General features: G+C 57.3%; 20 protein-coding genes. 5 read left to right on the top strand and 15 right to left on the bottom strand.

The annotated features are described in order from the left end of the window. Positions 1 to 74: 74 nt before the first annotated feature. Positions 75 to 896, bottom strand: a complete 822-nt coding sequence (locus AC2FPW_RS01125; protein WP_496812304.1) for an ABC transporter substrate-binding protein — start codon at positions 894 to 896, stop codon at positions 75 to 77. Beyond that, a complete protein-coding gene (gene pip, locus AC2FPW_RS01120) occupies positions 893 to 1,870 on the bottom strand; it encodes a prolyl aminopeptidase (RefSeq protein ID WP_496812303.1) in 978 nt (325 codons plus the stop codon). Before pip ends, AC2FPW_RS01125 begins: the two co-directional genes overlap by 4 nt. Positions 1,871 to 1,918: 48 nt before the next feature. Between pip and ubiG the strand changes: the two genes are divergently transcribed. Continuing rightward, a complete protein-coding gene (gene ubiG / locus AC2FPW_RS01115) occupies positions 1,919 to 2,665 on the top strand; it encodes a bifunctional 2-polyprenyl-6-hydroxyphenol methylase/3-demethylubiquinol 3-O-methyltransferase UbiG (RefSeq protein ID WP_496812302.1) in 747 nt (248 codons plus the stop codon). A gap of 3 nt (positions 2,666 to 2,668) precedes the next feature. On the opposite strand, the gene AC2FPW_RS01110 is transcribed toward ubiG, so the two are convergent. Genes AC2FPW_RS01110 through AC2FPW_RS01095 form a run of 4 tightly spaced genes read right to left on the bottom strand, consistent with a single transcriptional unit; the run spans position 2,669 to position 5,012 of the window. Next, positions 2,669 to 3,109 (bottom strand): MarR family winged helix-turn-helix transcriptional regulator, encoded by a 441-nt coding sequence (locus AC2FPW_RS01110; RefSeq protein ID WP_267363106.1) that lies wholly within the window; start codon positions 3,107 to 3,109, stop codon positions 2,669 to 2,671. A 12-nt stretch (positions 3,110 to 3,121) separates the two neighbouring features. Beyond that, positions 3,122 to 3,952 carry a carbon-nitrogen hydrolase family protein gene (locus AC2FPW_RS01105; protein ID WP_496812301.1) on the bottom strand — a complete coding sequence of 277 codons (831 nt, stop codon included), beginning with the start codon at positions 3,950 to 3,952 and terminating at the stop codon, positions 3,122 to 3,124. Continuing rightward, entirely contained in the window at positions 3,952 to 4,209 is a 258-nt protein-coding gene (grxC, locus tag AC2FPW_RS01100; RefSeq protein WP_480483930.1) for a glutaredoxin 3, read from the bottom strand. The genes AC2FPW_RS01105 and grxC overlap by 1 nt, the downstream gene beginning before the upstream one ends. Positions 4,210 to 4,247: 38 nt before the next feature. Beyond that, positions 4,248 to 5,012, bottom strand: a complete 765-nt coding sequence (locus AC2FPW_RS01095) for a double zinc ribbon domain-containing protein (RefSeq protein ID WP_496812300.1) — start codon at positions 5,010 to 5,012, stop codon at positions 4,248 to 4,250. Between AC2FPW_RS01095 and AC2FPW_RS01090 the strand changes: the two genes are divergently transcribed. Together AC2FPW_RS01090 and hemH are read left to right on the top strand one after the other, a co-directional pair. Further along, positions 4,993 to 5,823, top strand: coding sequence for a methyltransferase domain-containing protein (locus AC2FPW_RS01090; protein ID WP_496812299.1), 831 nt, complete (start codon positions 4,993 to 4,995; stop codon positions 5,821 to 5,823). The two genes, AC2FPW_RS01095 and AC2FPW_RS01090, sit on opposite strands and share 20 nt — an antisense overlap. A 57-nt stretch (positions 5,824 to 5,880) precedes the next feature. Continuing rightward, positions 5,881 to 6,930, top strand: coding sequence for a ferrochelatase (gene hemH, locus AC2FPW_RS01085; RefSeq protein WP_496812298.1), 1,050 nt, complete (start codon positions 5,881 to 5,883; stop codon positions 6,928 to 6,930). A 159-nt stretch (positions 6,931 to 7,089) separates the two neighbouring features. Here the strand turns inward: hemH and AC2FPW_RS01080 are convergent, their stop codons facing one another. Beyond that, complete coding sequence (locus tag AC2FPW_RS01080) at positions 7,090 to 7,272, bottom strand: hypothetical protein (protein ID WP_480507214.1); 183 nt, start codon at positions 7,270 to 7,272, stop codon at positions 7,090 to 7,092. A 139-nt stretch (positions 7,273 to 7,411) separates the two neighbouring features. Next, on the bottom strand, positions 7,412 to 8,011 hold the full coding sequence (locus AC2FPW_RS01075) for a L,D-transpeptidase (RefSeq protein WP_480507212.1): 600 nt from the start codon (positions 8,009 to 8,011) through the stop codon (positions 7,412 to 7,414). Positions 8,012 to 8,180: 169 nt separating this feature from the next. Between AC2FPW_RS01075 and dalA the strand changes: the two genes are divergently transcribed. Beyond that, positions 8,181 to 8,696 carry a divisome-associated lipoprotein DalA gene (gene dalA, locus AC2FPW_RS01070; RefSeq protein ID WP_267363096.1) on the top strand — a complete coding sequence of 172 codons (516 nt, stop codon included), beginning with the start codon at positions 8,181 to 8,183 and terminating at the stop codon, positions 8,694 to 8,696. A gap of 54 nt (positions 8,697 to 8,750) precedes the next feature. Here dalA and AC2FPW_RS01065 read toward each other — a convergent pair whose 3' ends face one another. The 7 genes from AC2FPW_RS01065 to AC2FPW_RS01035 all read right to left on the bottom strand — a co-directional run bounded on the left by AC2FPW_RS01065 (position 8,751) and on the right by AC2FPW_RS01035 (position 13,532). Next, positions 8,751 to 9,215: a PTS sugar transporter subunit IIA gene (locus AC2FPW_RS01065; RefSeq protein WP_267363095.1), complete on the bottom strand. Its 465-nt coding sequence runs from the start codon at positions 9,213 to 9,215 to the stop codon at positions 8,751 to 8,753. Between the two features lie 57 nt (positions 9,216 to 9,272). After that, positions 9,273 to 9,836, bottom strand: coding sequence for a ribosome hibernation-promoting factor, HPF/YfiA family (gene hpf, locus AC2FPW_RS01060; protein ID WP_267363094.1), 564 nt, complete (start codon positions 9,834 to 9,836; stop codon positions 9,273 to 9,275). Positions 9,837 to 10,088: 252 nt separating this feature from the next. Further along, positions 10,089 to 10,847, bottom strand: coding sequence for an LPS export ABC transporter ATP-binding protein (gene lptB / locus AC2FPW_RS01055; protein WP_480474775.1), 759 nt, complete (start codon positions 10,845 to 10,847; stop codon positions 10,089 to 10,091). Next, the gene (locus AC2FPW_RS01050; protein WP_480483925.1) at positions 10,847 to 11,338 is read right to left on the bottom strand and encodes an LptA/OstA family protein; all 492 of its coding nucleotides are present in this window, start codon (positions 11,336 to 11,338) and stop codon (positions 10,847 to 10,849) included. The genes lptB and AC2FPW_RS01050 overlap by 1 nt, the downstream gene beginning before the upstream one ends. Positions 11,339 to 11,341: 3 nt before the next feature. Next, positions 11,342 to 11,941 carry an LPS export ABC transporter periplasmic protein LptC gene (gene lptC / locus AC2FPW_RS01045; RefSeq protein WP_267363092.1) on the bottom strand — a complete coding sequence of 200 codons (600 nt, stop codon included), beginning with the start codon at positions 11,939 to 11,941 and terminating at the stop codon, positions 11,342 to 11,344. 11 nt (positions 11,942 to 11,952) lie between these two features. Next, a complete protein-coding gene (locus AC2FPW_RS01040) occupies positions 11,953 to 12,921 on the bottom strand; it encodes a KpsF/GutQ family sugar-phosphate isomerase (RefSeq protein WP_496812297.1) in 969 nt (322 codons plus the stop codon). Further along, positions 12,918 to 13,532, bottom strand: coding sequence for a ribonuclease D (locus tag AC2FPW_RS01035; protein WP_267363090.1), 615 nt, complete (start codon positions 13,530 to 13,532; stop codon positions 12,918 to 12,920). The genes AC2FPW_RS01040 and AC2FPW_RS01035 overlap by 4 nt, the downstream gene beginning before the upstream one ends. Positions 13,533 to 13,665: 133 nt before the next feature. On the opposite strand from AC2FPW_RS01035, the gene AC2FPW_RS01030 reads away from it, so the two are divergent. Beyond that, the gene (locus AC2FPW_RS01030; RefSeq protein WP_496812296.1) at positions 13,666 to 13,923 is read left to right on the top strand and encodes a metal-sensing transcriptional repressor; all 258 of its coding nucleotides are present in this window, start codon (positions 13,666 to 13,668) and stop codon (positions 13,921 to 13,923) included. Positions 13,924 to 13,925 lie beyond the last annotated feature (2 nt).

Genomic DNA, 13,925 nt, shown 5'->3' with positions numbered 1-13,925 from the left:
ACGCGCCGCTGTTGAAACTGCATATACGCAGGATGATCCGAGTCTGCAACCCCCGACAGAAGTGTCACCCGGAATTACACGATCCACCACCGTTCAGCGATACGCCCGTCGTCCAGAACCGTGCGTCCGGCAATCTGCCGCGGCAATCCCACCGCCCCAGAGACGGCCAGTGCCATATCGGTCTCGGAAGGATAGTAGCGAAGACCGCGCGTACCGCGGATCTCTGACGAATCGGGGAAGGCAGCGACATCGACATAGCCATCACGCAATGCCTCGGCGCGAACACGGGCATCGGGAATAACGATCACTTCGAATGCATCGACCCAACCGGCCTGACCGTCCTTGTAATGTTCCAAAACACGGCGACCCAGGAAATGCCGCCCGTCTTCGGCGCGTTCGACACGGTAACAACCCGTGCCATTGGCGTTGTGTAGCGGCGTGACGCCTTCGCCATTGCGGGCAATGATAAAACGACTGTCCGCCAAAAGGAATGGAAGGCCCGGATTTGCGTCGGCCAGTTCCAGCCGCAAACGGTTGGCGGTCAATGCCTCGGTATGCCCGACCTCGACCAATACGGCCGCAACGTCTGCGATGTCCAAAGACGCGCCGTCGTGGAACACCGCATCGTTGCGCAGATCAAAGCTCCAGACCCTCGCATCGGCGTCGGTTTGCCAGCCCGTCGCAAGCTCGCCCCGCAAAGTGCCATCCGGGGCGATCTCGGTCAGCGTGTCGAAAACCGCACCGCGCGCCACCTGCTCAAGACTGTCGTCGCGCGGTACGGCCAATCGCAGCGTGCCGCCTTTCTCAGGTCTGTCCGCCAGGGACGCGCCTGTCGCGGCAAGCAGCGCGGCAGCGGCACCCGAGGCAAACAAGGCACGGCGGTCGATGCGTGTCATGCCAAACCCTCCGCTACGCGATCCATGATCCGGATGAGTTCTGCGCTGATCCCGGGTTCAGAAAGCGCATGACCGGCCTGACGTACCATCTTGATCTCGGCATTCGGCCAGCGTTCGCTCAGCGACCAGGCGGCCTGTGGCGGGCAAATCATGTCGTATCGCCCCTGCACGATGTGACCCGGGATATGAGCAATCCGGTCCATTTGATCTAGGATCTGCCCATCCGTTTCCAGGAACGCCTTATTGTAGAAATAGTGATTCTCGAGCCGGGCAAATGTACGGGCGTATTCGCCGGGGCTTTCGCCCACTGATCCGTTCGTGTGGATCGACGCCAGCGCATTTTCCCAGTGCGACCATGCCCGCGCATACAGGGTCTCGGTCGCGCGGTCCCCCGAGAACAGGCGTTTATTGTAGGCGGTGATGGTGTCCTTCAGCTCCACCTCGGGCAACAGTGAGGTAAATTTCTGCCACTGTTCCGGCCAGAAACGTCCTGCTCCGCCGCCATAAAACCAGTCAAGTTCAGCGTCAGTTGCCAGGAACACACCGCGCAGCACCAATCGGCTGACCCGGTCTGGATGCGACTGCGCGTAGATCAACGCAAGGGTCGCGCCCCAGCTGCCGCCAAAAGCAATCCAATCATCAATCTCGAACAGGTCGCGCAACCGTTCAATATCGGCCACCAAATGCCATGTCGTGTTGTTTTCAACCGAAGCCGTGGGGCGAGACCGGCCACACCCACGCTGATCAAATAGAATCACCCTGTAGGCCTGTGGATCAAAATAACGCCGCATTGCGGGGCTGCAGCCACCGCCTGGGCCGCCATGCAGGATCACCACCGGTATGCCTTCGGGGTTACCGCATTGTTCCACATAGATACGGTGCCCGTCGCCCATATCGACCATACGCTGGTCGAACGGATCGATCGGCGGGTACAGATATTGAACTGCGCGCTTTTGGTCCGGGTACTTGTCCATTATGGCCCTATATAGTCCTTAAGCGTAAAAGAGCATACGGAGACAGGAATGCAAGCGCATCCGAACACGGTGGATCCATCCGAGATCGCAAAATTCGAAGCGATGGCGGCGGAATGGTGGGATCCTCATGGGAAATTCAAACCGTTGCACATGCTGAATCCTTGCCGTTTGGATTATATCACACAGCAGATTGCCGGTGAATTCGACCGTGATCTGAAAGCGCGAAATCCGTTCGAAGGGCTGCGCCTGCTGGATATCGGTTGTGGCGGTGGTCTGCTAAGCGAACCCATGGCACGTCTGGGGGCCGAGGTCGTCGGGGCCGATGCCGCCGGAGGCAACCTGCCTGTTGCGCGTATCCATGCCGAGCAATCCGGTTTGGAGATCGACTATCGCCACACCACAGCCGAAGACATGGCCGCCGCAGGTGAGCAGTTCGACGTGGTCCTGAACATGGAAGTGGTCGAGCATGTGGCCGACCCGGCGGGCTTCCTGACCGCCTCGCAAAAATTGCTCAAGCCGGGCGGGCTGCTGATCTGCTCAACCATCAACCGCAACCCGAAATCCTATGCCATGGCCATTTTCGGGGCCGAGGTCGTCATGCGCTGGCTGCCGCGCGGCACGCATGAGTGGAACAAGTTCATCACCCCTGATGAGTTGTTCGACCTGCTGCGTCAGGCCGGGATGGACCCGGTGGACCGCAAGGGGTTCGTCTTCAACCCGATCCTCTGGAGCTGGTCGATCTCGGACCGGGACTTAAGCGTGAACTATGTGACGGCGAGTGTGAAACCGGGCTGAGGGTTATTCCCCTTCCAGCTGTTTTCTCAGATCGCGCAGCACTGGCAGTGTCGACCGAACACGGTCGTCCCCCAACTCTCCGACCACGCGGTTGATCAACGGAGCAATCGAGGAAATCGCCTGATCCCGCGCGCGTTTACCGGCGGGGCTGATCGCGACCATCTTGCGGCGGGCATCGTCCCAGTCGGGGCGGATGTGGATGTATCCGGCCCATTCCAGCTTGGCCAAGGTGTTGGTCATCGCCCCTCGGGTCACGTGGAACGTGTTGGCCAGCTGCGCCGGGCTACGCTCATCCGCGACAAAAGCCAAGTGGTTCAGAACCGAGAAATGCGAGATTTCCATGCCCTTGGGCAGCACCCGGCTAAGCCGGTTCCGCAATAGCTGGTCGGCGGTCAGGATCTCGCTGAACAGCGTGACCGCAAGGGCATTGGTGTCGTCTGTCATTGTTCCGTTCTGTCAGGGTCCGTCGAAGGAACGGCGGTGGTGCAGTGAAGGGACACGTCGCCGTGCCTCAGTCACAGAACTATCATCCAAATCGAAAATGTGAATGCCTGGATCGGTCCCTGCGTCGATCAGCACCTTTCCCCACGGGTCGACGACCATGCTGTGACCGTGAGTATAGCGTGTTTTACCGCCGGTTTTTGGATGTTCGCCTGTTTGGGCCGGGGCCAGCACCCAGCACCCGGTTTCGATTGCACGTGCGCGCAGCAAGGCTTCCCAATGCGCGGCACCTGTGACCGGCGAGAACGCGGCCGGGACGGTCAGAATGCGCGCGCCCGCCTGCGCCAGTGCCGCGTGCAAATATGGAAAGCGGATATCGTAACAGATGGTCAGACCAACCTTGCCGAAATCCGTATCGGCGATAACCGCTTTTTCGCCTGGGCGGTAATTCTTTGATTCGCGGAACGTCTCGGTCTCGGTGACCTGCACATCGAACATATGGATTTTGTCATACCGCGCCACGATCTGACCTTGCGGTCCGATCATAAAGCAACGATTGGCAAAACGACCGTCATTGTCATGAGTCTTGAGCCCCAACGAGCCGATCAGCAGCCAAACACCCAGATCAGCAGCCTGTTCGCGCAGGCCCGCCAAGGTGATGTCATCTTCTTCATGTTGTAAAACCGCGCGCTGCCGTGTGGTGCTGGTTGAAACGCAATTCGTAACCTCTGGCGTCAGAACAAAGCGGGCGCCCTGTTCTGCCGCTTTGGCCATCATACCTCGGACCATCCCGAGGTTTTCTGCCGGATCGTCCGACGAGGTGATTTGCAGCAGCGCGGTTTTCATCAGGCCGCAAGCAGACGGTCAAGCTTGCCCTGACGCTCCAACTCGTACAAATCATCGCAACCGCCGACATGCGTAGCGCCGATGAAAATCTGGGGGACCGTGCGTTTGCCTCCGGCACGTTGAATCATTTCAGGTTTGCGTTTGGGGTGCATCAGCACGTCGATCTCCTTGAACTCGACACCTTTCTGCTTCAGCAGGCGTTTGGCTGCATGACAATACCCGCACAGTGGCGATGTATAGATCTCTACCGACTTCATTTTCCGTTCCCTTCGGATTTCGCGCAATCTTGGGCGAATTAGGCATCCTTGGCAACGCGCGCCAGAGCCAACACGAAAATATGATTTGCCCCCGCCGCCTGACAGGCACGAGTGCATGCGGCCAGTGTTGCCCCGGACGTCATCACATCGTCCACCAGCAAAATGTCCCGGCCAGTAAGATGGCGGGCTTTTCGGGGGTGAAGGCATATCGCGTCGCCCAAAATCTGTGCCCGCTCGGCTGCTGTTTTGCCGTCCAGTACCGGCGTCTTTTTTTTGCGAATCAACAGATCGGGTACACATTCCAATCCTGTCTCGCGCGCCAGGTTCTGCGCCAACAGCGCTGACTGGTTGTATCGCCTTTTTAGCAACCGAGACCAATGCAAAGGAACCGGAACAATCATCATATCCGGTCGCAACAATGGGCGCCCTGCCTGCACCATCCACTGCGCGGCAGGGCGGGCCAGTTCGGGCCGATCACCATGTTTCAACGCCAGGATCAGTGACCGCGCCTTGCCGTCATACAAAAGCGCGGCGCGTCCTGCCCTCCAGGGGCGCGCGGTCTTCAGGCAATCATCGCACTCGGTCCGAAACTCGTCCTGCCCCCCGATCAGGGGCAGACCGCAACTTTCACAGACCGTGCCGCCAATGAATGGCGTTTCCCGCCAACATGGGCCACACAGGCCAAAATCGGACTCGGTCAGGTCGCCGCACCCCATGCAACGTGGTGGATAAATCAGCGCAAGTGCGGTTTGAATCCGTTGCGCGATGCGATACTTGCCAGCTATGAAACTGCCCGAACCCACTGCACCCTCACTTTTTGACCGTGCCGCCATTCTGCGTCATCGCAGCCGCGCGCGGGATGACGCCCTTTTTCTGCACCGCGCCGCGATGGACGAGGCTCAGGATCGGCTCTCCATGGTTAACAAAACCTTTACGGCGGCAGCGATCGTGACGGCATACCCGCAGCTTTGGACGGGCGCGTTTCCCGAAGCCTCGATCATTGCGGATGACGACGTGCTGGCACTGCAACCCGGCGCCCATGACCTTGTTATCCACGCCATGACACTGCACTGCGCAAACGATCCGGTGGGTCAGTTGATCCAATGCCACCGCGCGCTGAAACCTGACGGGTTGTTGCTGGTTGTTTGTCTGGGCGGCGAAACGTTGCACGAATTGCGCGCGGCGTTGGGTCAGGCCGAGATTGACGTTACCGGTGGCCTCAGCCCCCGCATCGCCCCGATGGCCGGGTTGCGAGACTTCGGCGGTTTGTTGCAGCGGGCAGGTCTGGCCTTGCCAGTCGCAGACTCGGTGCCGCTCACGGCTGAGTACCGTGACATCTGGCACCTGATGCACGATCTGCGGCATATGGGTGAGGCCAATGCGTTATCCGGGCGACTGAAACACCCGACCAACCGCGCAGTATTTGAGGCCGCGCAAAACATTTACGCGTCTCATTTCACCACAGTATCGGGACGTCTGGCAGCCACGTTCGAACTGATCTGCCTGACAGGATGGGCCCCCCACGACAGTCAACCAAAGCCACTGCGTCCCGGGTCGGCGCAAACACGTTTGGCTGACGCCTTGCGCACGGACGAGGGCAAACTGCCCGATTGACGCGCGACCAAATCCCCTTATTTCAGGCCCTAACGCAAGAAATTCAGGAAGCCTCATATGTTTGATGCCACGCGACCCGCTCACGCTCCTACGGATCACCCCAAGATCAGGATGGGGCGCGTCGGCATATTGCTGGCCAATCTGGGCACGCCGGACGACTACACATATTGGCCGATGCGCCGATATCTGAATGAGTTTTTGTCGGACCAGCGTGTCATCGATTATCCAAAGTGGAAATGGCAGCCGATTCTACAGGCGATCATCCTGACCAAGCGACCTTTCAGTTCTGGCGAGGCATACAAATCGATCTGGAACCAGGAAAAAGGCGAAAGTCCGCTGATGACCATCACCAAGGACCAGACCGCCAAGCTGAGCCAGACGATGCAGGCACGATACGGTGATCAGGTCATGGTTGATTTCTGTATGCGTTACGGCAACCCGTCGACCAAATCCAAAGTGCGCGCGATGGTAGCGGCAGGGTGCGATCGCATCTTGTTTTTTCCGCTTTACCCTCAATACGCTGGCGCAACGACGGCCACCGCCAACGACCAGTTCTTTCGCGCACTGATGGACGAAGCCTGGCAGCCCGCGACGCGAACCGTTCCGGCCTATTTCGATGAACCCGTCTATATCGATGCGCTGGCACAGTCTGTTGAACGCGCATACGAGGCTATGGAGACAAAGCCCGACATTCTTGTCTGCTCATATCACGGGATGCCCGAGCGGTATCTTCAGCAGGGCGATCCCTATCACTGCCAATGCGCTAAAACGACGAGGCTGTTAAAGGAGCGGCTGGGCTGGACAGATGATCAATTGGTATCGACCTTCCAGTCGCGCTTCGGCCCCGAAGAATGGTTGAAACCTTACACGGTGGATCACGTGGCCGACCTGGCGAAGCAAGGCAAAAAGAACATTGCAGTTATTGCCCCGGCGTTTTCTGCGGACTGCATCGAAACGCTTGAAGAGATTAACGAAGAAATCAAAGAGAGCTTCGAAGAAGCAGGCGGCGAGACGTTTACCTATGTTCCATGCCTTAACGATGACGATGCCCATATCGCAGCACTTGGAAAGGTGATCGAAGACAATCTGCGCGGGTGGTTGGCGTAAAGCGTTTCCAGAGCAAAAACGGCATCTCTCATGAGAACGTCAAGCTCGGCTTGATACTGGCGCGTCAGTATCCCCCGGCGCGCAACAGGCTTGAAGACCTGTTGGAATAAAAAAGGCGGTGGATTGCTCCACCGCCTTTTTCATGAATTCCGTGTCGGCTTAGCCTGCAGCAACAGCAGCAGCAACGACGACCAGCAGGATCAGCGGCAGCAGGAGACCCTGCGACGAACCCTGTGTTTCTTCAACAACAACCGGTGCTTCAACAACCGGCTCTTCCAGGTTGCCAGCATATGCGGTCGAAGCTGCTGCAGTCAGAGCTGCGGCGAGAACGAGTTTCTTCATATTAACCTCCAGAATTTGCACGGCTCCAATGTCCGGAACCGCACATCTAAGACTTACCTCGTAGTTTTTTCTAATCAGCATTAGAGCGGGAATGCAATTGCAACTTGACGGGCAAGCAGGTTCGCACACGAAAATGTCGTCATATTAGCAACACTTGTGTGCCAACCTTAGCCATCGAAAACAGCTCGGCGATGTCTTCATTGAAAAGGCCGATGCAGCCGTTCGAAGATCTGCGGCCGATTTTACGCGTATCATGCGTGCCGTGAATGCGATAATACTTCCAGCTCAGATATAAAGCGTGCGTTCCCAAAGGGTTATCCGGACCGGGAGGAATATAGTCCGGCCATTCCGGATTTCTCTTCTTCATCGAAGGCGTTGGAGACCAGCTTGGGCCTTCTACCTTGCGGATCACACTGGTCCGCCCGCGCCGGGTGAGTTCTTCGGTCAGCGGAACCGACGACGGGTACAATTTGTACACTGATTGATCATCCGACCAATAATGCAGCGCTCTTGAGACGGTATCGACCAATATGGCGCCATTTCTGGTGTTCGAGAAATACGGTTGCCAATCCAATGCCCGGAACCCGGATACGTTGCGTCGAACTGCCGGTTCGGTTTCGGGTGCAGGGCGCAGCGGGTCGCCCGGGATATATTGCGCCAGTGCCGGTGTAGCCAGAGTGGCGGTAGCCCCTGCCAGAAACCCCCTGCGGGTGGGCGAATGAATGCGCTTTTTGACCATGACGACGGGTCCTGTGTTTAGGTGAGGTCTGAAATCAGAGGCATTCTATTGCCAGAATGCTTCAGTCGCAAACCAAACCGGCAGAATCACGCAAGTTGTGGCCATTGCGCGTTTGCTCAGAACAAGCAGGCGCGCTATGCCCTGTTGTGATACAATAATCAGGTCGAACATGACGCGCATCGTTTCTTTACTGTTGATTTGCTTTGTCGCACTTGCGGCATGTACCAACACTGGCTCAACCACTCTGGGATCTGATGGTCGCCCATTGCCGACCGTGTACAAGATCCGCGGCAATCCGGAAAAGCTGCAGTTCCGCATGCTTGATTCGGTCAATGCTTTGCGTCAGGCTCAGGGGTTGCAGCCCGTACAGCTGAACGCGCAGCTGAACGCAGCGGCAGCGACACATTCAAAGGATATGTCGCGGCAGAACCGGCCCTGGCACTTTGGGTCAGACGGTTCATCACCAATCGACCGGGCAGCGCGTGTCGGCTATTTCGGAACGTTCCTGGGGGAAGCCATTTCCGAAACCTACGAGACCGAGACGGAAACACTTGCCGCATGGATGCAGGAACCTGGACCAAGGTCTGTCATCATGGACGCCAAAGCCACCCAAATGGGATTCGCCTGGCATCAGGAAGGCGGTGGTAAAATCTGGTGGACGCTGGAAATGGGAACCGGTGGTTGATCCGGTCAAATGAAAAGAAAAAAGCCCCCGGTTTTCGGGGGCTTTTTTTGTTAATCAGGCGGCTTGCATAGACTGCGCCTCGGTCAGGATCGCATAGAGCTTTACCGGATCGGGGTTCGCCCGAAGTTTGGTGCAAACCGAAGTATCCCGCAATGTGCGAGACACCAGCGCCAGAGCTTTGAGGTGATCAACACCCGCCTCTTCCGGTGCAAACAGCGCGAAGGCGATGTCCACAGGCTGACGATCAACCGAACCGAAATCGATGGGCTTCTCAAGCATGACAAAAACACCTGAAACCGAATCAAGATCGGGCAGGCGCGCATGCGGCAGCGCCACACCATGGCCGACACCGGTCGGTCCAAGGCTTTCCCGCTCCAGCAGGAAATCAACCGCTTCCTGAGGATCGATGCCCAGCGTCGCCGCGGCGACGTCACCGATTTCCTGAAACAGCCGCTTCTTGCTGGAAGCCGCGGACAATACACGCACCGCTTCGGGCTTCAGTATGCTCGAAAGCTCCATGATCACGCTCCATGGCACGCACCCGCATCAGCGGGTGCAGCCCCGTATCCTTGCCTGTTACGGATCAATCCAGCCGATATTACCGTCTTCGCGACGATAAACGACATTCAATCCGTCCTTGTTTTCATTTCTGAACACCAGTACTGGCGCACCGGCAAGTTCCATTTGCATAACGGCCTCTCCAACGCTCAAAGATGGGATTTTTGTTTCCATCTCAGCCACAATCATTGGCTGAAGCGATTCGGGTTCATCGACCGACTCCGATTCATTAGAAGCGAGGATATAAGAGGACGCCCCAAAGAGTTCAACCGGTTCGGCCCGATCCTTGTGGTGGTCCTTCAGGCGGCGCTTGTAACGACGCAACTGTTTTTCCATTTTATCACAGCATGCCTCAAATGCCGCGTAGATCTCGGTTGCATGGGCCTTGGCCTGCGCCGTCAGGCCAGTGGACAGGTGCACCGTTGTTTCGCATACATATTCATGCGCCGAACGGGAAAAGACGACGTTAGCATCCGTAGGCCGCTGCGCATACTTGCCCACGACCTCATTCAGTTCGGTCTGCACGTGTGTCTGCAACGCCGCACCGATGTCGATCTGTTTTCCGCTGATTTGGTAACGCATGTGATCTCCTTCACAATTCACACCCATTCTGACGCCGCGAAACGCGGCGAGCTTGTTTTTATCGGGTGGGGGGTAGAGACATTTTCCGCGGTTGCCTTGTTTCCAGCCCTTCGAAGAAGGGACATCGAGATCCAGACTGGAACCGGGTAAATGCCATAAGCCAATTGAGGCAAGAGACGAGGGAAGAGTCAATCAAAACAGATGTGTATATACGCGATTTCCGCCATGCAATTGGCACAACTCCGCGCAAGGTTATGAAATGCGGAAATTCTCGCCCAGATAGACGCGGCGCACATTCTCGTTTTCGACAACCTCATCAGGTGTGCCGGACATCAAAACCTGACCGTCATGCAGGATATAGGCCCGGTCGACAATTTCCAGCGTTTCCCGGACGTTGTGATCGGTGATCAGCACACCAATACCGCGTTTTTTCAGATCCGCGACCAGATGGCGAATATCCCCGACACTGATCGGGTCAACGCCTGCAAACGGTTCATCCAGCAGCAGGTATTTGGGGTCTGCGGCCAAACAGCGCGCGATCTCGACCCGGCGGCGCTCGCCGCCTGACAACGCCAGAGCCGGGGCCCGGCGCAAGTGTTCGATCGAGAAGTCAGACAACAGCTCTTCCAAACGCTCTTTGCGCTTATGCGCATGAGAGACCGTGATATCCAGAACGGCAGCAATGTTGTCCTCGACGCTCATGCCGCGAAAGATCGACATCTCCTGCGGCAAATAGCCGATCCCCATCCGTGCCCGCCGGTACATCGGCAAAGTAGTCACATTCTGGCCGTCGATCGTGACTTTTCCTGCCTCGGGGAACACAAGGCCCGCAACTGAATAGAACGTTGTGGTTTTACCAGACCCGTTCGGCCCCAGCAGCGCCACCACTTCGGACCGACCCAACGTCATCGAAACATCGCGGATCACCGTCTTTTTTTTGTAGGACTTCCGCAGCTTCTCGATGCGCAGCCCGGAACTGCCTTCGGTCAGTTTCAGGTCGGGACGCGCCATCAGTTGTTTCCCTGCTGCAAGATCGTTTTGACCCGCCCGGTCATTGTCGCAGTGCCCGATGTCAGGTTAGCGTTCATCTGATCGCCACTGATGATGCTGGGGCCCTGTGTCAGAAGGACATTGCCCTTCATGACAATCTCACCCGAGCCGATCTTGTATTCAGCCCAGTCGCCTTCCGCTGCATCCGGCGGGCTGACCAGAACCACATTCTCGGTCGCCTCCATTCGCTCGATCGCCGAGCGTTCCTGATTGTAGATAACCAGCACGCGTTCGGCTGTCAGGCGCATTTCACCCTGTACGACGATGACATTCCCGATGAACTCGGCCGATCCGTCCTCTTGATTGACGTTCAGGGTTTCCGATGTCACCTCGACCGGCAGGCTCGGATCGGCATTCGCGGACCCAAAAGCCACCTGCGCCTCTTGCGCAGTCACGGGCGCGGCGCCCGCGATCAAGGCGAGGCACAAAGGAACAAATCGAAAATCGAACACAAGTTATCTTTCTGCTTTTTCAGGCTCGTATACCAGCTTCACACCGTCTGTAAAAACAATATGGACCGGCCCGTCCGTTTTTTCAGTGCCAAAGGTCATACGCCCCGCGGAAAAGTTACCGATCGGACCGGTTCCGTTCACCTGCCCCGGCGTATCGCCCCGGACTTCGTCCAACGAGGTATTGAGCAGATCCGTCGTAACCTTGAGCCCATCCGCCGTGGTGATGACCACATCACCAACAAAGGTTGCTGTTCCACTATCCGGACGGATCAGGCCGGAATTCGAATCCAGCGTAATTGTGCCGCCATTGAGCAGCCCAAATCGGCCGCGAAACTCGGACGCGGTCGGAACCGACGCCTCGGTGCCCTGCGTGGCTTGCACCGCCTCGATATGCACGGTCTCTCCCTTGCGGGTCGTTCCGCGGTAATCCGGCCGCGTTACCACCTGTTGTGCCAGTCTCTCATCAATGTCTTTCTGCGCGAAAGGCACGGAAACGTTTGTTTCGATGCTGCGGGACAGCAGGAATACCGTGGACAACATCACAATAGCCGCAAGCGGCAACAGCACCTTCAGGAACTGCACCATGCGGGAATACCTGTCCACTTCAGCCTCCCTCAGCCCAGACCGACGCGCAGGCAGTCGTGGATATGAAGCAGCCCCAAAGCCTGACCTGATGTCGCCTCGTCAACCACGAAGAGCGAGGTGATCTTACGGTCATTCATGATTGCTACCGCTTCTTCCGCCAACGCATCCGGGGATATGGTTGTGGGGTTGGGGGTCATGACCTGCTCGGTCGTTTTGTTCAGCAGCCCATCCATGTGGCGCCGCAAGTCACCGTCTGTAATGATCCCTGCCAATTGACCCTGCGGGTCTGTTACGCCAGCAACACCAAACCCCTTCTGGCTGATTTCGATCAGCGCATCGCTCATCGGAGTATGTGCCGCAACCAGAGGCAGGGCCTCTCCGACATGCATCAGATCCTGTACTGTGCTCAGCCGAGCACCCAGTTTGCCACCGGGATGGAAGGCACGGAAATCCTCGGGCCGGAAATCGCGGTATTTCATGAGGGCAATCGCCAGTGCATCCCCCATGGCAAGGGTCAGCGTTGTGGAGATCGACGGCACCATACCAAAACCGCAGGCCTCGCCCATCGACGGGATCAGAAGATGTACGTCGGCCTGTTTCATCAATGTGCTGTCAGGTTTGCTGGACAATCCAATCAGCGGAATGCCAAAGCGGCGCGTAAAGGCCAGCAGATTGGCAAGTTCCGGTGCCTCGCCCGAATTCGAAATCGCCAGAACCACATCACCCTTGGAGACCATGCCAAGATCACCATGGCTGGCCTCGGCCGGATGCACGAAATAGGCAGGCGTTCCGGTGCTGGCCAGCGTGGCCGCAATCTTGTGACCTATGTGGCCTGACTTGCCGATGCCGCTGATTATGATGCGCCCGGTGGCCTGAAGGATCAGCTGCACGGCTTCAGCAAAATGCGCGTCCAGACTGTCGGCAAGTACGCCCAGCGCGCGGGCTTCGTCAGTCACCACCTGACGGGCGGTTTTCAGGAATGCTTCGGTATCGGTCATGAGTGCGCAAAGATATCCGTTTCGGGCCAACCGGCGAGGTCCAGTTTCGCACGCATCGGCAGGAAGTCAAAACAGGCCTGCGCCATTTCAGTCCGGTCCTCGCGAGCCAGCCGAATGTTTAGCGCATCGCGCAGCTGATGCAGATAAAGAACGTCAGACGCAGCATAATCCAATTGAGCGTCCGTTAATGAGGCTGCGCCCCAATCGCTCATCTGTTGCTGTTTGGAAATATCGACACCGATGAGTTCCTGACACAGGTTCTTGAGCCCATGCCGGTCGGTATAGGTCCGCACCAGGCGGCTGGCGATCTTGGTGCAATAGACCGGCGCGGCTAGAGCACCAAATGTATGGTACATAGCGGCGATGTCGAAGCGCCCGAAATGGAACAGCTTCAGAATGTCAGGGTTTTCCAGCATGGCACATAGGTTCGGCGCCTCAGTCTGGCCTTTTTCCACCTGCACGATATGGCTGTTGCCGTCACCACCCGACATCTGAATCACGCACAAGCGGTCCCGATGTGGGTTCAGACCCATGGTTTCACAGTCAATGGCCACAACAGGGCCCAGATCCAGCCCGTCCGGCAGGTCGTTTTTGTACAAATGGTTCGCCACCCGACTATTCCTTTGTGCGGTATCGCCTCCGAGATAGGCGGTTTGGTCCATAAACTCAACGCCGTCCAAAAGTCACGGGTAAATCCCCGCAACAAGATTGACAATATCCCCATGGGGGGGATAGGGATACATCATGACAAGTTTACCCCGCGAGTCGCATCCGCATATCACGGCAAGGCTGAAACGGGCCCACGGGCATCTGGCAAAGGTCATTGCCATGCTTGAAGGTCAGGCGCCCTGTTCTGACATCGCCCAACAGCTGTTTGCCGTTGAAAAAGCGGTCACCAACGCCAAGCGCGCCTTGATCCATGATCACATCGACCATTGCCTGTCTTCCGATGGCGATAGCGGCGGGATCGAGGATTTCAAAGCCATTACGAAATACCTCTGAAC

The sequence above is a fragment of the Ruegeria sp. SATB027 genome (assembly GCF_059613825.1).
This window is presented reverse-complemented; position numbering and strand designations above follow the sequence as displayed.